Below are 19,644 nucleotides of genomic sequence, written 5' to 3'. Positions count from 1 at the left end.
GGGGCGTCAGCCTAACGGTCGCTGCTGCTGGCTCGGCAGCTGGCCCCGCGCCATGCGCTGCTGGAGGTCCCGGCGCAGATAGATCAGGTACGCCCAGACGATTCCGAAGATCACCCCGACCGCACCGATCGAGAGGTCGACGAAGAACCCGAGCAGCAAGATCACCTGCAACGCGATGTTGAACTTCATCGACCAGGAACGGCCCTGTACGCCCGCGCCCAGCACCATCAGCACCGCGGACCCGATGATCAGGCCACCGGACAGCCACGTGATGCCACCGCCGAGCTGCGCGACGATCGGCAGCGCGAGCAGGATCACGATCGCTTCCAGCACGAGCGTGCCCGCACACACCCCCCGAAAGCCCTTCCAGGGATCGTTGGCCGGCGGAGTCGGCGGGGGATCATTGGCCGGCGGCGGCGTCGCCGGAGGTGTGTTCTCGTCGCTCACGCGGGGTCCTTTCCGAAAAGCGTGCGGGCCGCACCGGCGGTGACGACCGAGCCGGTGACGACGACGCCCGCGCCCGACACGGATTCGCCGGGATCGGCGACATCCTCGGCGATGGCGATGGCGGTCTCGATCGCGTCCGCCAGCGTCGCCGCGACGACGACACGTTCGTCGCCGAACCGCGCGACGGCATGGCCTGCGAGTTCGTCGACATCCATCGCGCGGGGCGATCCGTTGTTCGTCACGACGATCTCGTCGAGCACCGGTTCGAGTGCCTCGAGGATGCCGTCGACATCCTTGTCCCCCATGATCGACACGACACCGACCAGCTTGCGGAAGTCGAACTCCGCGGTGAGCGCCTCGGCCAGGGCACGGGCACCCTGCGGATTGTGCGCGGCGTCGAGAAACACCGTGGGTGCGGCGCGCACACGCTCGAGCCGCCCGGGGTTGACGACGGTCGCGAAGCCTTCGCGAATCGCGTCCTGTTCGAGTTGGCGGTCGGCACCCGCACCGAAGAACGCCTCGACCGCGGCGAGCGCGAGGGACGCATTCCGGGCCTGGTGTTCGCCGTGCAGCGGAAGGAAGATCTCGCTGTAGACACCACCGAGCCCCTGCAACTCGAGTTGCTGGCCGCCCACCGCGATCTGGCGCGTGAGCACCGAGAACTCGGAACCTTCGCGCGCCACGGCTGCGTCGACCTCGACCGCGCGACGCAACAGCACGTCCATGACCTCGGGCTCCTGCTGCGCGAGGATCGCGACGGCGTCGCGGGGCACGAGACCGTCCTGCGGCGGCTGCTTGACGATGCCCGCCTTCTCGCCTGCGATGCTCGCGAGGTCGGTGCCGAGATACTCGGCGTGGTCGAGCCCGATCGGGGTGACGACGGCGACCTGGCTGTCGATGACATTGGTGGCATCCCACCGGCCACCGAGGCCCACCTCCACGACCGCGACGTCGACCGGAGTCTCGGCGAACGCCGCGAAGGCCATCGCCGTGAGCACCTCGAACTTGCTCATCGCGGGGCCGCCCGCGGCCTCGGACTGCTGATCGATCATCTGCACGTACGGCTCGATCTCGCGGAAGGTGTCGACATATCGGCGCGGTGAGAGGGGGTGCCCGTCGATGCCGATGCGTTCGGTCGCGAGTTGCAGGTGGGGGCTCGTGGTGCGGCCGGTGCGGCGATGCAGCGCGCGCAGCAACGAGTCGATCATGCGGGTGACGGACGTCTTGCCGTTGGTGCCGGCGACATGGATCGACGGATACGCATTCTGCGGTGACCCGAGCAGGTCCATGAGCGCGGAGATGCGCGTGAGGGACGGCTCGATCTTCGTCTCGGGCCACCGCTTGTCGAGATCCGCCTCGACGAGCGCGAGCTCGGCGAGGTCGACCGGATCGATCTCGTGCGCGCCGTCGCCGCCGGAACCGCGCCCCGGCCGTGACGGATTCTGCGCGTCGCTCACGCCTGCCCCAGCTCCTTCAGTCGCGCCGTGATCCGGTCGATCTCCTCGCGTGCGACGGTCTGCCGCGTACGGATCTTCGCGACCACCGCGTCGGGTGCCTTCGCCAGGAAGGCCTCGTTGCCGAGCTTGCCGGTGGTACCTGCAAGCTCTTTCTCGGCGACGGCGAGATCCTTGCGCAGACGCGCGATCTCGGCGCCGAGGTCGACCGTGCCCGAGGTGTCGAGTTCGACCGTGACGGTCGCCTGGCTGAGCCGGACCTCGACCGACACCGACGGCGCGAAGTCCGCCTCGGGTTCGGTGAGCCGCACGAGTGAGCGCACCGCGCCGAGTTGGCCGTCGAGATCGGCGGCGTCCACACCGACGAGCCGGGCGGGCACCTTCTGCGACGGCTTGAGACCCTGATCGCTGCGGAAGCGGCGGACCTCGGTGACGAGCCGCTGCATGTCGTCGATGCGCTGAGCAGCGACCGGGTCGGCGCCGATCCCGCTCGGCTGCGGCCACGACGCGACGACCACCGACTCGCCGCCGGTGAGGGCCTTCCACAGGCTTTCGGTGACGAACGGGACCACCGGATGCAGCAGGCGCAGCAGCGAGTCGAGAACGGTGCCGAGCACGGTGCGAGTCGTGGGAGCGGCATCGCCCGACACCTGGACCTTGGCGATCTCCAGGTACCAGTCGCACACCTCGTCCCACGCGAAGTGGTAGAGCGCCTCGCACGCCTTGGAGAACTCGTACCGGTCGAACGCGGCGTCGACGTCGGCGCGGACCGTCTCGAGCCGGTCGAGGATCCAGCGGTCGGCGTCGGTGAGCTGGTCGCGGGCCGGCAGTTCGCCGGGCGCGGCGCCGTTCATGAGCGCGAACTTGGTGGCATTGAACAGCTTGTTGGCGAAATTGCGCGACGACTGCGCGTGGTCTTCGCCGACCGAGAGGTCGGCACCCGGGTTGGCGCCACGGGCCAGGGTGAAGCGGAGCGCGTCGGCGCCGAACCGGTCGACCCAGTCGAGCGGGTCGATGCCGTTGCCACGCGACTTCGACATCTTCTTGCCGTGTTGATCGCGCACGAGCCCGTGCAGGAACACGTCCCGGAAAGGCACCTGCTTGCCGGTGTCGGGCGTCTTGCCCGCGGTGATCGCGGCATCCTCGGCGACGTACGTGCCGAACATCATCATGCGCGCGACCCAGAAGAACAGGATGTCGTAGCCCGTGACGAGAACGCTTGTGGGGTAGAACTTCTCGAGCTCGGCCGTGGCGTCCGGCCAGCCCATCGTGGAGAAGGGCCACAGTCCCGACGAGAACCACGTGTCGAGGACGTCGGGGTCCTGCTCCCAGCCCTCGGGCGGGGTCTGGTCGGGGCCGAAGCACTCGACCTCGCCGTCCGGTCCGTACCAGATCGGAATGCGATGGCCCCACCACAGCTGGCGCGAGATCGTCCAGTCGTGCATGTCGTCGACCCACGAGAACCAGCGCGGCTCCTGGCTCGTGGGGTGGATGACGGTGTCCCCGGAACGCACGGCATCGCCTGCCTTCTTCGCGAGCTCGTCCACCTTGACCCACCACTGCAGCGACAGCCGCGGCTCGATCGGTTCGCCGCTGCGTTCGGAGTGGCCGACGCTGTGCAGGTAGGGGCGCTTCTCGGCGACGACGCGGCCCAGCGCGGCGAGTTCCTCGCGGACCGCGACCCGAGCCTCGAATCGGTCCATGCCGTCGAAACGCGTACCCGTGCCTTCGATGTGGCCCGTCTTGTCCATGATGTTGGGCATCGGCAGGTTGTGACGCAGCCCCATCTCGAAGTCGTTGGGATCGTGCGCGGGCGTGATCTTGACCGCGCCGGTGCCGAACTCGGGGTCGACGTAGTCGTCGGCGACGATCGGGATCTGCCTGCCGGTGATCGGATGTTCGAGGGTGGTGCCCACGAGGTCGCGGTAACGCTCGTCGTCGGGGTGCACCGCCACCGCGGTGTCACCCAGCATCGTCTCGACACGTGTGGTGGCGACGATCACGTGCGGCTCGGCGTCGTCGAGCGAACCGTAGCGCAGCGACACGAGCTCGCCTTCGACCTCCTCGAACTTGACCTCGATGTCCGAGATCGCGGTCTGCAGCACCGGCGACCAGTTGACGAGGCGCTCGGCACGGTAGATCAGGCCGTCGTCGTACAGGCGCTTGAAGATCGTCTGCACCGCGCGCGAGAGCCCGTCGTCCATCGTGAAGCGGTCGCGACTCCAGTCGACGCCGTCGCCGATGCGCTTCATCTGGCCCTGGATCTTGCCGCCCGACTCGCGCTTCCACTCCCACACCTTCTCGACGAAGGCGTCGCGGCCGAGGTCTTCCTTCGAGATGCCCTGCGCGGCGAGCTGCTTCTCGACGATGGTCTGCGTCGCGATGCCCGCGTGGTCCATGCCGGGCAGCCACAGCACCTCGAAGCCCTGCATCCGCTTGCGCCGCGTGAGCGCGTCCATCAGCGTGTGGTCGAGCGCGTGGCCCATGTGCAGGCTGCCGGTCACATTCGGCGGCGGCAGCACGATCGAGTAGCCCGGCTTGTCGCTCGTCGCGTCGGCCGTGAAGTACCCGGCATCCACCCAGCCCTGGTACAGATCGGCCTCTACGGCGCTGGGATCCCAGCTCTTGGGCAGGTCGACGGGGTTGCGCGGGTTCTCGGGAGCTGCACTGGTCACCCCTCGAGTCTAGGCGTAGCCGGGTACACGGTTCGTACGGGGCAAGCACGGCGAGCGCCCATGACGAGGTCGCCCCGCCACGGGGTCGAAGCGCACGCACGTGCCGGTTTGCCCGCGTCTCGTCCCCCACGCCCGGTTCGGCCCATATGCATAGTGTGGTAACGGACACGCTGGAGCAGCACGAGTGCCGGTCACGCGAACGCACCGGACTGCAGGCGCACCGATCACCGAGGACCCGCGGGAGCGACATGAGCAATCTCGATGCCAGACCCGACGAGACGGACCTCGCGGGCCTCGACCCCGCCGTCGCCGCGCGCGAAGCCTGCGACGCGACGCCCGAACCGCCCGAACTCGTGGAACCGCGCGAGGTGCCGCTCGGCGGGCCACGCGCGATGACGGTTCGTCGCACCCTTCCGCACCGACGGCGTCCGCTCGTGGGTGCCTGGTGCTTCGTCGACCATTACGGGCCCGACGACGTCGCGGGCACCGGCGGGATGCGTGTGGCCGGGCACCCGCACACCGGCTTGCAGACCGCATCGTGGTTGTTCCGCGGCGAAATCGAGCACCGGGACACGACCGGCGTCCACGCGACGGTCCGGCCGGGCGAGCTCAACCTGATGACCGCCGGATCCGGCATCGCGCACTCGGAGTTCTCGACCGCCGACACGAGCGTGCTGCACGGCGTGCAGTTGTGGATCGCGCTGCCCGACCGGTCGCGCTTCACCGCTCCGGGCTTCGAGCACTACGCGCCCGAGGCCGTGGATGTCGACGGGGTCCGTGTGCTGGTGTTCCTCGGGTCGTTTCTGGGACACGGTTCGCCGGTCACGACGCACACCCCCTTGCTCGGCGCCGAGGTGGCGTCCGACGGTGGGCGATTCTCGGCCCCGATCGACCCCGCCTTCGAGCACGGCGTGCTCGTCGACCAGGGCACCGCCTCGATCGAGGGCACCACCGCGCGCCCCGGCGATCTCGTCTACCTGTCGCCGGGCCGCGCGCGGCTCGCCGTGGACTGCGAGGGACCCGTGCGCATGCTGGTGCTCGGCGGCACTCCGCTCGGCGAACGCATCGTGATGTGGTGGAACTTCATCGGACGCACACACGACGAGATCGCCGAGTACCGCGCGCAATGGCAGCATGCACGAGCGGGTCAGGCCTCGCGGTTCGGCGACTTCCCGGACGCGTGGACCGAGACGCTGCCCGCTCCCGCTCTGCCGAATGCGCGTCTCACTCCTCGGGGATGACCGACACACCGGGGTCGTGATCGACACCGAGGACGTCGGGCATCGCGGCAGGCTCGCCCAGGACGTGTTCGGAAAGGAACGCCTCGACCACCTGGTACCAGACGCGGGCGTGTTCCGGACGCAGCACCCAGTGGTTCTCCGACGGGAAGCTGAGAAAGCGGTGCACCGTTTCGCCCTGGTCGTCGGCGGGCAGTCCGGACTCCGACAGCAGCTCGTACCACAGCCGCAGCGCCTCCCCGACGGGAACGCGATAGTCCTTGTCGCCGTGGATCACGAGCATCGGCGTCGCGATGTCGGCAACGAACAGGTGCGGCGAGTTCTCGACGGCCATCTCGGGGGTCATCTCACGGTTCCAGTACCACGCGGCATCGGTCGTGGGTCCGAACTGGTCGAGCGCCCACAGCCCCGCGTGCGTGACGATCGCACGGAATCGGTTGGTGTGACCGGCAACCCAGTTCGCCATGTACCCCCCGAAGGACCCGCCCATCGCGCCGGTGCGCGCCGCGTCGATCTCGGGTCTCGCGACGGCCGCGTCGGTGAGCGCCATCAGGTCGGTGAACGGCTCCCGGCCCCAGCGGCCCCACCCGCGCTGCACGAACTCCTGACCGTAGCCCGTCGACAGCGCGGGATCGGGCAACAGCACCGCGTACCCCTGTGCGACGAGCAGCCACGGGTTCCAGCGCCACGACCACACATTCCACGACGACAGGGGCCCGCCGTGGATCCACAACAGCAGCGGCACGGGGGCATGCGGTTCGGCCCCCGTGGGGACGGCCATCCACGCCCGCAGCGGAACCCCGTCGTCGGACTCGGTCTCGACTTCGACGAGCGTGCCCGGGAGTTCGGGCAATCGCTCGGAGTCGACGGCCGCGGCGGGCGTCGCGAGCACGGTGACCGCCCCGGACGCCAGGTCGATGCGCACGGGATGTGGTGGCGCGGCATACGACGAGCGCAGGGCGAACACCGTGGCACCGTCGGGCGCGACCCGCACATCGGTGTAGGCGAAGTCGTCGTCGGTCACCCGGCGCGGCACCGAGTCACCCTCGCGCAGAACGAAGATCGGCGCCCTGCCGTGATCGTCCGCGGTGAGCACGAGCCCCGAACCGTCGGCGAGCCACGCGACCGACGTCGGCCACCGGTCCCAGGCGGGCACGAGACGCTCGACCGAGCCACTCGCAGCGTCGCAGCGGTGCAGAGTGACACGCGGCGCGCGCTCTGCCGTCGCCACCGACTCGCGGAGGAAGGCGACGGTGCGCCCGTCCGGCGCCACCACGGGAGCCGACAGATCGGCGTCCGGATCGTCGACGAGCGTGGTGCGGTGTCCGGACTCGATGTCGATGCGCGCGAGTGTCGTCCGTCGCGCCGCGAGCGGTGCGGGCACCGTCCACGTCGTGACGGCGTAGCTGCCGTCGGGGGCGATGACGTACTCGGCGTCGCGCAGCGCGTCGCCCGCGTCGGGTGCCAGATCGACGGTGGCGTCCGCGTCCGGCACGAGCTCGGCGCCACCGGTACCCGCGACGAGATGCGGCCGCTCGGGGCCGAGCTCGTGATCCCAGTGCCGCACCGGGTAACCGGTGTGCAGAACCGCGGACATGTCGCGGCGTTCGCGGTCGCCGCGGATACGCGCGTCGTCGTCGACGGTGCGGCCGAACATCGCGACCGACACCGCGAACGTGGGCGCGCTGTGCGCCGTCGCGACACCACGAACTGCACCGCCGCGCGTGACGACGACATGTGCCTCTCCCCCGCGTGCGGGCAACCGCCACAGGCTCGTGGGCGGAGTGGCGTCGGTGGATTCCCTGGCGCCGGTGCCGGACGCCACGGCCCGCGCCGCCGTGAACAGCAGGTCCCCGTCGTGCGTGAACGCGGCTCCGGTCTCCCCCGTCAGCCCCCACGTCAACCGGCGCGGCGGCCGGGCGCCCGTCGCGTCGATCTCCCACAACGCGTCGACGAACGACGTGCCCTTGCCGTCGAGTGTCGCTGCGGTGACGACGAGACGTCTGCCGTCGGGCGACATCGTGAGGCCGGACACACGCACGAGTCGTACGTAGTCGTCGAACTCGTCGAACGGGGTCCCCTCGTGCATCCCTGGAATCGCTGTCACATCTGTTGTCGTATCACGAGGCGCCGGTAGGGCGAGGATCCCACGCTCACATCCCGCTCACCGAGGGTCGCGCCACATCGCGTACGCGACGACGGCCGGCTTGCCGTTCCGTGCGGGTACCACGTCGATCTCGCCGTGTGGCGCGAATCCGAACCGCTCGTAGTAGGGCACGTTCGCGATATTGCTCGATTCGAGATACGCGGGCATTCCCTCCCCGTCGGCGACCGCGAGCCGGGACGTGAGCAGCGCCTTGCCGAATCCGCCGCCGCGCGCCGCGCCTGCCGTACCGATCATCGACAGGTACCAGTGCGGCTCGGCGGGGTGGGCCCGCTCGAACGCCCGGTCGATGCGGGCGCCTGCCACCGCCCGCGCTCCCAGCGCATGGATGTGCTGCGGCAACATACGCCACCCGGCCCACGCCGACTGACGCCATCGGCCCGGCGGATCCCACACCGCGGCACCACCGATCGTCCCGTCCCCGTCGACCGCGATGTCGACGCCGCCGCCCGCGAAATGATGGTGGCGGACCTCGGTCGCGAACAGCCGCCCGAGACGGCGCGTCCGGGTGACCGGGTCCGGCAACATCGCCGCCATCACCGGATCCGACTCGAACGCCTCCGCCAGCACTGCCGCGACCGCGGGGATCTCGTCGTGCGTTGCGGGACGTGTCTCGGGTGCCATGGGCCAGACCCTAACCGAGCAGCACGACCTTCTCGCCGGAAAGGTTCTCTGCGCGAACGCGGAAAATGGTTCTCTGCGCGAACACCACTGCCGCTTCTACGATGAGGACGGCAGCTTCACCACACGCGTCATGCGCGCCCCGTCCGTGGCGCCGCGAGCAGGGAGTGCATCATGGGCCGAGTCACCACCCGCCGGCCGATCGTGCGGGTCACGGGTGACCAGTCGAGCCGACGACCCGATTCGCTCGCGGTCGAGGAACCACTCGAGATCCGCGTCGGCGGTGTCGCGCTCACCGTCACGATGCGCACCCCCGGAGCCGATTTCGATCTGGTGCACGGTTTCCTGCTGGCGGAGGGCGTGATCAGGCACCGCGACGAGATCGCGGCTCTGCGGTACTGCGACGGCAAGGACGACGACGGCGTCAACACCTACAACGTGGTCGACGTCGCGCTCGCGCCGGGCGTCACGCCCCCTTCCGCGACCGACCGCAGTTTCCTGATGTCGTCGGCATGCGGGGTGTGCGGCAAGACGTCACTCGACGACGTCCGCACCCGCAACGTGCATCGGCCGGCAGACGACGCGGTCATCGTCGCCGCGTCGGCGCTCTCGGACATGCCCGACACTTTGCGGGCCCGTCAGCGCGCCTTCGACACGACCGGCGGCCTGCACGCAGCAGGACTGTTCGGACCCGACGGCACCGTGTTCGCAGTGCGCGAGGACGTCGGGCGGCACAACGCCGTCGACAAGGTGCTGGGGTGGGCGGTGCGCGAGAACCTGGTGCCGCTGCGCGAGACGGTGCTCATCGTGTCGGGCCGCGCGTCGTTCGAGCTCGTGCAGAAGTCGGTGACGGCGGGCGTGCCCGTACTGGGCGCGGTGTCCGCGCCGTCGTCACTCGCGGTGGACGTCGCAGCCGACAACGGCACGACGCTCGTGGGCTTCCTGCGCGGCAACGCCATGAACGTCTACACCGGCGCCGACCGGATCAAGATCGACTGACCGACCGTCACCACCAGGTGCCGAGGGTGCCGGAGCTGATCGCCGACAACACGTAGACCACCACGATGACCGGATACATCACGGCATCCATCATCATCCTCCGATCGTCTCGACAGCAGAACGGGAGCGCCCTTCGAAGTCCCGTGTCGCCTCGGCCGGGAGCAGCTCCTCTTCCATGGGTACCGCGTCGGGGTCACGATTACACGCGGCACCAGGTCACGATTACGCGCACTCGCGCGGCGACGAGGTCAGCGCGCGGTGCGGCACAGATAATCGATCGCGAGCGCGTAGCCCGTGACACCCAGGCCGGCGATCACGCCCGTCGCGACCGGTGAGACGTACGAGTGGGCGCGGAACGGCTCGCGCGCGTGCACATTGCTGATGTGGACCTCCACCACCGGCACGTCGAGCATCGCGAGCGCGTCACGCAATGCGACCGACGTGTGCGTGTACGCCGCGGGATTGAGCACCAGGCCCGACGCGTGCTCGCGCGCCTCCTGCACCCAGTCGACGAGGACACCTTCGTGGTTCGACTGCCGCACGTCGACAGAGCGGTCGAACCGGGCCGCGGAGGTGCGGCACAGCGACACGACGTCGTCGAAGGTGTCCCGACCGTAGATGTCGGGTTCGCGGGTGCCGAGCAGGTTCAGATTGGGGCCGTTGAGCACGTAGATCGGGCCCGCTGTGGTCACGCTGCACCTCCGCACGAGTGGGTGTGCCGCCGTTCACGAGGGCGACCGCCCCACGATAGCGGCAGTGTGCGCGGCGGGGACGACGCCCTATGCGGACTTGTCGCGACGCTCGCGTTCGGGCTTGCGCGGCACGATGGTCGGCAGCACGTTGTCGTTGACCGTCTCGGCGGTGACGACGACCTTCTCGACGTCGTCGCGGCTCGGGATGTCGTACATGACCGGTAGCAGCACTTCTTCCATGATCGCGCGCAGACCACGGGCACCGGTGCCCCGCAGGATCGCCTGATCGGCGATCGCGCCGAGCGCGTCGTCGGTGAACTCGAGCTCGACATTGTCCATCTCGAACAGCCGCGTGTACTGCTTGACCAGCGCGTTGCGTGGCTCCGACAGGATCTTCACCAGCGAGTCCTTGTCGAGGTTCGTGACCGACGCGATCATCGGCAGACGGCCGATGAACTCGGGGATGAGCCCGAACTTGATCAGATCCTCGGGCATGACCTCGGCGAAATGATCCTGTGTGTCGATCTCGGCCTTCGACCGCACCTCGGCACCGAAGCCGAGACCACGCTTGCCGACGCGGTCGGACACGATCTTCTCGAGCCCCGCGAACGCACCCGCCACGATGAACAGCACATTGGTGGTGTCGATCTGGATGAACTCCTGGTGGGGGTGCTTGCGACCGCCCTGCGGGGGCACGCTCGCCTGCGTCCCCTCGAGGATCTTCAGCAGCGCCTGCTGCACACCCTCGCCCGACACGTCGCGCGTGATCGACGGGTTCTCGCTCTTGCGGGCGATCTTGTCGACCTCGTCGATGTAGATGATGCCGGTCTCCGCGCGCTTGACGTCGTAGTCGGCCGCCTGGATGAGCTTGAGCAGGATGTTCTCGACGTCCTCGCCCACATAGCCGGCCTCGGTGAGAGCCGTGGCGTCGGCGATCGCGAAGGGCACGTTGAGCATCTTGGCGAGCGTCTGCGCGAGGTACGTCTTGCCGCAGCCGGTGGGTCCGAGCATCAGGATGTTCGACTTCGCGAGCTCGACCGCTTCGCCGCGGGTGTCACGCGCCTTGTCGCCTGCCTGGATGCGCTTGTAGTGGTTGTACACAGCGACCGCGAGCGTGCGCTTCGCGGGGTCCTGGCCGATGACGTAGTTCTCGAGGAACTCGCGGATCTCCTTCGGCTTGGGCAGCTCGTCGAGCTTGACCTCGCTGGTCTCGGCGAGCTCCTCCTCGATGATCTCGTTGCAGAGGTCGATGCACTCGTCGCAGATGTAGACCCCGGGGCCTGCGATGAGCTTTTTGACCTGCTTCTGACTCTTGCCGCAGAAAGAGCACTTCAACAGATCCCCGCCGTCACCGATGCGTGCCATCTCGTCAGGTCCCTACTTCCTTCGTCTGCGTGCAGGGTGTCGTGCCGACCGGAGTGACCGGTCTGGGGGCCGGCCGCCGTGATCCACGATCGGCAGTCAATCGACCGTACCCGGATATCACCGGCGGGGGCGACTGCTTACCGGCCTTTGCCCGGGGTGTGTCGCCGCAATCGCGTCCGACGACGCGCCCGCCCCGGCGCACCCTCCACCATAGGCGGCGTCCGGCCGGGGCGGGATCGAGCTCACTTCTGGGCGCTGAGCTTGCGGTACTCGAGGACGTCGTCGATGATGCCGTACTCGACCGCTTCCGCCGCGGTGAGAATCTTGTCGCGGTCGGTGTCGCGGCGGATCACGTCGGGATCCTTGCCGGTGTGCTTCGCGAGCGTGGTCTCCATGAGACGGCGCATCCGCTCGATCTCCGCCGCCTGGATCTCGAGGTCGGACACCTGCCCCTGGATGCCGCCCGTGGCCGGCTGGTGGATGAGCACACGCGCGTTGGGCAGCGCGAGCCGCTTACCGGGGGTACCCGCAGCGAGCAGCACGGCCGCGGCCGACGCGGCCTGGCCGAGGCACACCGTCGTGATGTCGGCGCGCACGTACTGCATCGTGTCGTAGATCGCCATGAGCGACGTGAACGAGCCGCCGGGCGAGTTGATGTACATCGTGATGTCGCGGTCGGGATCGAGCGACTCGAGCACGAGCAGCTGTGCCATGACGTCGTTCGCCGACGCGTCGTCGACCTGGACGCCGAGGAAGATGATGCGTTCCTCGAACAGCTTGTTGTACGGGTTCGATTCCTTGACGCCGTAGCTCGAGTGCTCGATGAACGACGGAAGGATGTAGCGCGACTGCGCGCCGCCGGGTGCCTGGCCGCCGAGTGCGTCGGGCGTGCGGTCGCCGAACATGTTGGTCATCTGGTCTCCAATGAGTGGAAGTCGATTTCGGGCAGGATCAGCCGGCGTCTCCGCGGCGCGGGGCACGCGAGATGACGTGGTCGACGAACCCGTATTCGAGGGCCTGCTGCGCGGTGAACCAGCGGTCGCGGTCCGAGTCGATGGTGATCTGCTCGACCGTCTGCCCGGTGTGCTCGGCGATCAACTCGGCCATCTCCCGCTTGGTGTGCGCGAACTGCTCCGCCATGATCGCGACGTCGGCCGCCGTGCCGCCGATGCCCGCGGACGGCTGGTGCATCATGATCCGCGCGTGCGGCAGCGCGTAGCGCTTGCCCCGTGCTCCCGCCGACAGCAGGAACTGCCCCATCGACGCCGCGAGGCCCATGCCGTACGTCGCGACGTCGCACTCGGCGAACTGCATCGTGTCGTAGATGGCCATGCCCGCGGTGACCGAGCCGCCCGGCGAGTTGATGTAGAGCGAGATGTCTCGTGTGGGGTCCTCGGCCGACAGCAGCAGGATCTGCGCGCACAGCTTGTTCGCGATGTCGTCGTCGACCTGGGTGCCGAGGAAGATGATCCGCTCGCGCAGGAGGCGTTCGTAGACCGAGTCGCTGAGGTTCAAGCCTGCGGTGGCCGAAGTCATGGCGGGACTCTGCGGAGTCTCCAAGTGAGTCGAAGTCACGGTACCTGCCTTCTGGTGTGGATCGTTGTTTGCTGACACTGACACTAACGAAGTGGGGCGGCACCGGAGTCCCGGTGCCGCCCCACTTCGCTCATAGCGGAAAGCCCATGTCGGAGAAGGGGTATGAAAACACCCCTTGACCTGCCTTATTCCTTCGCTTCGCCCTCAGCGGAATCGGCGCCGGACTCGTCGGCATTCTCCTGCTCGGCCGCACCGAACATCTCCGCGGTGTCGATCGCGTTGCCGTCGGTGTCGGTGACGGTCGTCTCCTCGACGACCTCGGCGAGCGCCTTGCCGCGACGTACGTCGGCGAAGATCGCGCCGAGCTGGCCCGCCTGCTGAATCTGCTGAATGAACTGCTCGGGCGACATCCCGTAGCGCTGCGCCTGGAACAGGATGCGCTCGGTGAGCTCTTCCTGGCCCACCGACACCTCCTTCTGCTCGGCGATCTCGTCGAGGAGGAGCTGGGTCTTGACCGAACGCTCGGCGTTCTCCTTGGCCTCCTTGTCGAACTCCTCGCGGCTCGAGCCCTGCTGCTCGAGCATCTCGGCAAGGGCCTCCTCGCTGTGGTCGAGACCGTGGATCGCATCGTGCAGCGCGCTGTCGACCTCGGCCTTGACGGCGCCCTCGGGCAACGGAACCTCGACCGTGTCGAGAAGCGACTCGAGCACCTTGTCGCGGATCTGACCGGCCTGCTCGACCTTGCGGACACGGCCCACGCGCTCACGCAGGTCGGCGAGCAACTCGTCGAGAGTGTCGAATTCGCTCGCGAGCTGTGCGAACTCGTCGTCGGCCTCGGGAAGCTCACGCTCCTTGACGCTCTGCACGGTGACGGTGACGACGGCGTCCTTGCCTGCGAACTCGCCCGCGACCAGCTTGGTGGTGAACTCCTTCGAGCCCCCCGCCTCGACACCGACGATCGCCTCGTCGAGGCCCTCGATGAGCTGACCCGAACCGACCTCGTGCGAGAGCCCCTCGGTGGTGGCGTCCTCGACAGGCTGGCCGTCGACGGTGGCCGCCAGGTCGATCGACACGAAGTCGCCGTCCTGGACGGGGCGGTCGACGCCGGTGAGGGTGCCGAAACGCTGACGCAGCGACAGCAGCTGCTCGTCGACGGCCTCGTCGGTGATCTCGACGGGATCGACGGTGACCGCGATCGACGAGAAGTCGGGAAGCGTGATCTCGGGGCGGACGTCGACCTCGGCTGCGAACTCGAGGACGTCGCCGTCCTCGATCTTCGTGATCTCGACCTCGGGCTGCCCGATCGGCTGCACGTCGGAGGTGCTGACGGCGTCGCTGTAGCGCGCGGGTATCGCGTCGTTGACGACCTGCTCGAGCACGGCGCCGCGACCGACACGTGCCTCGAGGAGCTTCGCGGGGGCCTTGCCCGGACGGAAGCCGGGGAGACGAATCTGCTGCGCGAGCGCCTTGTAGGCCTTGTCGAAATCAGGCTTGAGCTCCTCGAAGGGCACCTCAACGTTGATACGGACTCGCGTCGGGCTCAGCCGCTCGACGGTGCTCTTCACGGAATGCTCCTTCGTTGGATTTCTTGCTTCTTCACGTCGTGCATCGAAGGGTGGTACCGCATCACGCGAATGCGTGACGCAGCGTCCTTCTGGTCGGGATGACAGGATTCGAACCTGCGACCCTCCGCTCCCAAAGCGGATGCGCTACCAAGCTGCGCCACATCCCGCTGACCGAGAAAAGTTCCCGTCGACCGCACGGGAACCCGAAGGGGAATCCTACGGCCCCCCGATTAGGAAATCCAAAGTCGGGTCCGCTACAGTCTGTGACGCACACGGCGGAGATGGCGATCCCACCAGATGCCGTATGCGCGGGGATGTAGCTCAATGGTAGAGCCCCAGTCTTCCAAACTGGCTACGCGGGTTCGATTCCCGTCATCCCCTCCACCACGTCGGCGCAGCCTCCACGGCGCGTGACGCACCACAAGGCCCGCTCACCTGGCAATTCAGGTCGGCGGGCCGTTCTGCGTCCACCCCGTTCTCACGCCCCACCGACCCGGAGTCGGCTCCGCACAATGCTGCACGACCGTCCCGGACGACGCGCGCGGCACATCGGTACTGTGGACAGTGTCCGTTTTGCCGACCTCTCGGCCGCTGGAGGCATCCTGTGGAACTTTTGCTGATCGTCGTCGTACTCGCGGCCGTCGTCGTGGTGGTGATGCGCAGCCAGGCCACCAAGGCGGGCAACACTCAGCGCAGCCTCGACGACGCGAAGGCCGATGCCCGCCAGGCCATCGAGCGGCTCGGTGGCCAGGTGTTCAACCTCGTCGGCTCGGACACGGCGTCCAAGCAGGCCCTCGCCGATGCGTCCGAGCGGTACACCGCTGCCGGCTCGCAGATCGAGCAGGCCAACTCGCCCGCGCAAGCACGCCTCGCGAAGCAGACCGCGCTCGAAGGCCTCTACTACATTCGCGCGGCGCGCACCGCGATGGGCATGGACCCCGGTCCCGAGGTGCCCAGCATCGACGGCCAGCAGGCCGCGGGCCGCGTCACCGAGGACCGTGAGGTCGAGTTCGAAGGCCGCCAGGTCGCGGCATCGCCGAACCCGTCGTCGCGCACCCCCAACTACTACCCGGGCGGCCGTGTCGCGGGTCGGCCCGTCCCCGCCGGTTGGTACTCGGAGCCGTGGTGGAAGCCCGCACTCGTCGCAGGTGCCTGGGGCCTCGGTTCGATGTTCCTGTTCTCCGCGATGTTCTCGGGCATGGCGGGCGTGCCGTACGACGCACAGGCGTTCGAGAGCGGCGCCGGCGACGGCAGTGACGCGGGTGGCGACGGCGGCGACGCCGGTGGCGACGACATGGGCGGCGACGCAGGCGGCGGCGACGACTTCGGCGGCATGGACGACGGCGGCGGCGGCTTCGACATGGGCGGCATGGACTTCGACTTCTGACGTCTCCACGCCCCGACCGATCGGGGAAACCACACGAACGAGGACGCCCGACAGTCAGCGCTGCTGACAGTTCGGGCACCAGAACAGGTTGCGGCCCTTCATCTCGGCGTGGGCCACGAGCCCGCCGCAGACCCGGCACGGCTCCCCAGCCCGCCGGTACACGTAGGTGCGCGGACGGTCGGCGGCGTAGGACGGCGCACCGTGGTCGTGTTCGGGGCGCACCACGTGCATACGCCCGCGTTCGACACCGACCTTCATGAGCACCACGAGGTCGGCCCAGACGGCGTCCCATTCGTCGCGTGTGAGCGCGCGCCCCGGCAGCTCGGGATGCAGGTTGTGCCGGAACAGCACTTCCGCGCGGTAGACATTGCCGACGCCCGCGAGCACCGCCTGGTCCATGAGCAGCGCACCGAGAGGAGCCGACGAGCGCGAGATGCGTGCCCACGCGCGGTCCGGATCGGCGTCGTCACGCAGTGGATCGGGCCCGAGCCGCGCTTCGAGCGCGTCGACCTCGGGTGGGGTGAGGATCTCGCAGCGTGTCGGCCCGCGCAGGTCCGTGCCGACAGCGTCGCCCACCATCCGCATACGCACCTGCCCGACGGGGTCGGGCATCGGTGTGGGGGACTCGGTGAACGCGCCGTACAAGCCGAGATGCACGTGCACGGTCACGGCGCCGTCGTAGTGGTGCAGCAGGTGCTTCCCCCACGCGTCGGCGTCGACGAGTACGCGCCCGTCGACGACCGCGGCACCGTCCGCGAAGCGGCCCTGCGGGCTCGATACGGCAACAGGCTCGCCCGCGAACCGTTTCCGGTGCAGCCGGGCGAGCCTGTGCAGGGTGTGGCCCTCGGGCACGAGGGTCAGGACTCCGGAAGCGCAGGCGGCACGCCGGTCTTCTCGTACTCACCGAGGATGTCGATGCGACGCTGGTGCCGAGGCTCTTCCGACCAGCGCGCGGACACGAACGCGTCGACGATCTCGAGCGTCTGCTCGAGCGTGTGCATGCGGCCGCCGATGCCGATCATCTGGGCGTTGTTGTGTTCGCGCGCGAGCGTCGCGGTCTCGACGCTCCACGCGAGCGCACAACGGATGCCCGCAACCTTGTTCGCGGCGATCTGTTCGCCGTTGCCGCTGCCACCCAGGACGATCCCGAGGCTGCCTTCGTCGGCGAGCACGCGACGCGCGGTCTCGATGCAGAAGGCCGGGTAGTCGTCGGCCGCGTCGTACGTGAGGGCGCCGCAGTCGACGGTCTCGTGACCGTTCGCCTGCAGGTGCTCGATGATCTGGGTCTTCCGTTCGAAACCGGCGTGGTCGCCGCCGAGGTATACGCGCATGCCTCGATTGTTGCAGGTGTCGGGCACCGGCAGGCCGCAGGGCGGGCCGTAGCGGCCGCGCCCCGCGGCCGGTGCGGCCCGCTCAGTCGAACTCGGGGTCTTCCGTGCGAGTGCGCTTGAGCTCGAAGAAGTGCGGGTAGGACGCGAGTGCGACGGTTCCGTCCCATATCTTCCCCGCGTCCTCGCCGCGCGGAATCCGCGACAGCACCGGGCCGAAGAACGCCACGCCGTTGACGTGGATCGTCGGCGTTCCGACGTCGTCGCCGACCTTGTCCATGCCCTCGTGGTGGCTGCGCCGCAGTTCGGCGTCGAACTCGTCCGAGTCGGCGGCCTCGGCGAGTTCGAGCGGGAGCCCCACCTCGCCGAGTGCCTTGACGACGACGTCGGCGAAATCCTTGTTGCCACGGTCGTGGATTTCGGTGCCCATCGCCGTGTAGAGCGGCGAGAGGATCTCGTCGCCGCGTTCTCCGGCGGCGGCGACCGCCACCCGCACCGGCCCCCACGCCTTGGTCATCATCTCGCGGTACTCGTCGGGCAGGTCCCGGCCTTCGTTGAGCACCGCGAGGCTCATGACGTGGAAGGCGACGTCGATGTCGCGCACCTTCTCCGCTTCGAGAATCCATCGCGACGTGATCCAGCACCACGGGCACAACGGGTCGAACCAGAAGTCCACCCGGTCCCGGGCGCCCGTGCTCGACGTGCTCTCTTGTGAACTCACCTGTCACTCCTCGATTCGAGCGATCACCGGCACGCGGCATGTGCACGCGCGCTCGTCCAGTGTCCATCTGCCGCAACTTCCCGTCTCGCCGACTCCCCCGCAGTACCGTCGAATCAGCGGTGGCCGTTCGCGGCGCATCGACCTCTCAGCGGCACCGACTTCGGGGAGCGAGCGCGATGACATCCGATTCCACGTTCGTGATCGTCGGCGGTGGTCTCGCGGGCGCGAAGCTCGCCGAGGCGCTACGACAGAACGACTTCGACGGCGACATAGTGTTGTGCTGCGGCGAGGAGCATCTGCCGTACGAGCGACCGCCGTTGTCCAAGGAGCACATGACGGGCACGAAGCGGCTCGCCGACTTCACGCCGTTCGACGCGGACTGGTACCGCGACAACCGGATCGACGTGCGCCCGGGCACCGTGATCGGCGGCATCGACCTCGCGGCACACACCGTGGCGCTGCCCGACGACAGCACCCTCCGCTACGACAAACTCGCGCTCGCCACGGGGTCGCGACCGCGGCGGCTGTCGCTCCCGGGCGCACAGGCCGCGGGGGTCCACCATCTCCGGACGATCGACCAGTCCGACGCGCTGATCGGCGTGCTGTCCGCCGGGACTCGGCTGGTCGTCGTGGGGGGCGGCTGGATCGGCCTCGAGGTCGCGTCCTCCGCGCGCCAGCTCGGCGCCGAGGTGGCGGTCCTCGAAGCGGCAGCGCAGCCGCTGCTGGGTGCGCTGGGGGCCGAGATGGGCGCCGTGTTCGCCGACGTCCACCGTGAACACGGGGTCGACCTGCGGCTCGGGACCGAGATCTCGTCGATCACCGTCGAGGACGGTCGCGCGAACGGTGTCGTGCTCGCCGACGGCAGCACCCTGGCCGCGGACTACGTGCTCGTCGCGGTCGGTGCGGTCGCGGACATCGAGATCGCGCAGGCCGCGGGCCTCGACGTCGGCGACGGCGGGGTACTCGTCGACGCGTCGCTGGCCGCCTCCGACCCGGACGTGGTCGCGGTCGGCGACATCGCAGCGCAGGACCACCCGCTGCTGGGCGCCCGCGTGCGCGTCGAGCATTGGGCCAATGCACTCAACCAGCCTGCGGTGGCGGCACGCACGATGCTCGGTCTCGCCGCGGCCTACGACCGCACCCCGTACTTCTTCACCGATCAGTACGACCTCGGCATGGAGTATCGCGGTTTCGTACCGCGCACCGGCTACGACGCGGTGATCGTGCGCGGCGACACCGGCGGCGCCCGGGAGTTCCTCACCTTCTGGCTCGACGCCGACGACGTCGTGCTCGCCGCGATGAACGTCAACGTGTGGGACGCGGGCGCCGACCTCGACTCCCTCGTGCGCGACCCCTCACCCGTGTCGCGTACGCGCCTCGCCGATCCCGCGGTGCCGCTGTCCGACGTCCGAGCGTAGGCCCGGTGGCGCCGGCTGTGGTGACGGCACTCGC

At 68.8% G+C, this 19,644-nt stretch carries 17 protein-coding genes and 2 tRNA genes; 5 read left to right on the top strand and 14 right to left on the bottom strand.

What is annotated here, in order from left to right; all coding sequences use genetic code 11:
- Positions 1-6: 6 nt before the first annotated feature.
- From HCA44_RS14700 to HCA44_RS14690, 3 genes are read right to left on the bottom strand one after another with little or no spacing between them, the layout of a single operon-like run.
- Positions 7-447: a DUF4233 domain-containing protein gene (locus tag HCA44_RS14700; RefSeq protein WP_169649639.1), complete on the bottom strand. Its 441-nt coding sequence runs from the start codon at positions 445-447 to the stop codon at positions 7-9.
- Positions 444-1,841: a folylpolyglutamate synthase/dihydrofolate synthase family protein gene (locus HCA44_RS14695; protein WP_169649767.1), complete on the bottom strand. Its 1,398-nt coding sequence runs from the start codon at positions 1,839-1,841 to the stop codon at positions 444-446. Before HCA44_RS14695 ends, HCA44_RS14700 begins: the two co-directional genes overlap by 4 nt.
- Before the next feature lie 59 nt (positions 1,842-1,900).
- Positions 1,901-4,576 carry a valine--tRNA ligase gene (locus tag HCA44_RS14690; RefSeq protein WP_169649637.1) on the bottom strand — a complete coding sequence of 892 codons (2,676 nt, stop codon included), beginning with the start codon at positions 4,574-4,576 and terminating at the stop codon, positions 1,901-1,903.
- Positions 4,577-4,824: 248 nt separating this feature from the next.
- On the opposite strand from HCA44_RS14690, the gene HCA44_RS14685 reads away from it, so the two are divergent.
- Positions 4,825-5,817: a pirin family protein gene (locus tag HCA44_RS14685; RefSeq protein WP_169649627.1), complete on the top strand. Its 993-nt coding sequence runs from the start codon at positions 4,825-4,827 to the stop codon at positions 5,815-5,817.
- Here HCA44_RS14685 and HCA44_RS14680 read toward each other — a convergent pair.
- Together HCA44_RS14680 and HCA44_RS14675 are read right to left on the bottom strand one after the other, a co-directional pair.
- Positions 5,801-7,903 (bottom strand): prolyl oligopeptidase family serine peptidase, encoded by a 2,103-nt coding sequence (locus tag HCA44_RS14680; protein WP_169649765.1) that lies wholly within the window; start codon positions 7,901-7,903, stop codon positions 5,801-5,803. The genes HCA44_RS14685 and HCA44_RS14680 overlap by 17 nt on opposite strands.
- A 75-nt stretch (positions 7,904-7,978) precedes the next feature.
- Positions 7,979-8,602, bottom strand: coding sequence for a GNAT family N-acetyltransferase (locus HCA44_RS14675; RefSeq protein ID WP_169649625.1), 624 nt, complete (start codon positions 8,600-8,602; stop codon positions 7,979-7,981).
- A 171-nt stretch (positions 8,603-8,773) separates the two neighbouring features.
- On the opposite strand from HCA44_RS14675, the gene fdhD reads away from it, so the two are divergent.
- Positions 8,774-9,598 (top strand): formate dehydrogenase accessory sulfurtransferase FdhD, encoded by an 825-nt coding sequence (gene fdhD / locus HCA44_RS14670; protein WP_169649623.1) that lies wholly within the window; start codon positions 8,774-8,776, stop codon positions 9,596-9,598.
- A gap of 248 nt (positions 9,599-9,846) precedes the next feature.
- On the opposite strand, the gene aroQ is transcribed toward fdhD, so the two are convergent.
- The 6 genes from aroQ to HCA44_RS14640 all read right to left on the bottom strand — a co-directional run bounded on the left by aroQ (position 9,847) and on the right by HCA44_RS14640 (position 14,923).
- Positions 9,847-10,290, bottom strand: coding sequence for a type II 3-dehydroquinate dehydratase (gene aroQ, locus HCA44_RS14665; protein WP_169649621.1), 444 nt, complete (start codon positions 10,288-10,290; stop codon positions 9,847-9,849).
- A gap of 87 nt (positions 10,291-10,377) precedes the next feature.
- Positions 10,378-11,655: an ATP-dependent Clp protease ATP-binding subunit ClpX gene (gene clpX, locus HCA44_RS14660; protein ID WP_169649619.1), complete on the bottom strand. Its 1,278-nt coding sequence runs from the start codon at positions 11,653-11,655 to the stop codon at positions 10,378-10,380.
- A gap of 242 nt (positions 11,656-11,897) precedes the next feature.
- Positions 11,898-12,560, bottom strand: a complete 663-nt coding sequence (locus tag HCA44_RS14655; RefSeq protein WP_206038180.1) for an ATP-dependent Clp protease proteolytic subunit — start codon at positions 12,558-12,560, stop codon at positions 11,898-11,900.
- A gap of 46 nt (positions 12,561-12,606) precedes the next feature.
- Positions 12,607-13,191, bottom strand: coding sequence for an ATP-dependent Clp protease proteolytic subunit (locus tag HCA44_RS14650; protein ID WP_169649615.1), 585 nt, complete (start codon positions 13,189-13,191; stop codon positions 12,607-12,609).
- A gap of 185 nt (positions 13,192-13,376) precedes the next feature.
- Positions 13,377-14,756 carry a trigger factor gene (gene tig, locus HCA44_RS14645; protein WP_169649613.1) on the bottom strand — a complete coding sequence of 460 codons (1,380 nt, stop codon included), beginning with the start codon at positions 14,754-14,756 and terminating at the stop codon, positions 13,377-13,379.
- 90 nt (positions 14,757-14,846) lie between these two features.
- Positions 14,847-14,923 (bottom strand) — tRNA-Pro (locus HCA44_RS14640).
- Positions 14,924-15,066: 143 nt separating this feature from the next.
- Here HCA44_RS14640 and HCA44_RS14635 point away from each other — a divergent pair.
- Together HCA44_RS14635 and HCA44_RS14630 are read left to right on the top strand one after the other, a co-directional pair.
- Positions 15,067-15,140: transfer RNA gene (locus HCA44_RS14635), tRNA-Gly, on the top strand.
- Positions 15,141-15,360: 220 nt separating this feature from the next.
- Complete coding sequence (locus tag HCA44_RS14630) at positions 15,361-16,143, top strand: DUF1542 domain-containing protein (protein WP_169649612.1); 783 nt, start codon at positions 15,361-15,363, stop codon at positions 16,141-16,143.
- Between the two features lie 54 nt (positions 16,144-16,197).
- Here HCA44_RS14630 and HCA44_RS14625 read toward each other — a convergent pair whose 3' ends face one another.
- The 3 genes from HCA44_RS14625 to HCA44_RS14615 form a co-directional block, all read right to left on the bottom strand.
- Positions 16,198-16,995 (bottom strand): Fpg/Nei family DNA glycosylase, encoded by a 798-nt coding sequence (locus tag HCA44_RS14625; RefSeq protein ID WP_169649610.1) that lies wholly within the window; start codon positions 16,993-16,995, stop codon positions 16,198-16,200.
- A 5-nt stretch (positions 16,996-17,000) separates the two neighbouring features.
- Entirely contained in the window at positions 17,001-17,474 is a 474-nt protein-coding gene (locus tag HCA44_RS14620; protein WP_169649608.1) for a ribose-5-phosphate isomerase, read from the bottom strand.
- Positions 17,475-17,556: 82 nt separating this feature from the next.
- A complete protein-coding gene (locus HCA44_RS14615; RefSeq protein WP_169649606.1) occupies positions 17,557-18,192 on the bottom strand; it encodes a DsbA family protein in 636 nt (211 codons plus the stop codon).
- A 176-nt stretch (positions 18,193-18,368) separates the two neighbouring features.
- On the opposite strand from HCA44_RS14615, the gene HCA44_RS14610 reads away from it, so the two are divergent.
- Positions 18,369-19,610, top strand: coding sequence for an FAD-dependent oxidoreductase (locus HCA44_RS14610; RefSeq protein WP_169649604.1), 1,242 nt, complete (start codon positions 18,369-18,371; stop codon positions 19,608-19,610).
- Positions 19,611-19,644 lie beyond the last annotated feature (34 nt).

Source organism: Rhodococcus sp. HNM0569 (assembly GCF_012726205.1).
Classification (GTDB): domain Bacteria; phylum Actinomycetota; class Actinomycetes; order Mycobacteriales; family Mycobacteriaceae; genus Rhodococcus_F.
This window is presented reverse-complemented; position numbering and strand designations above follow the sequence as displayed.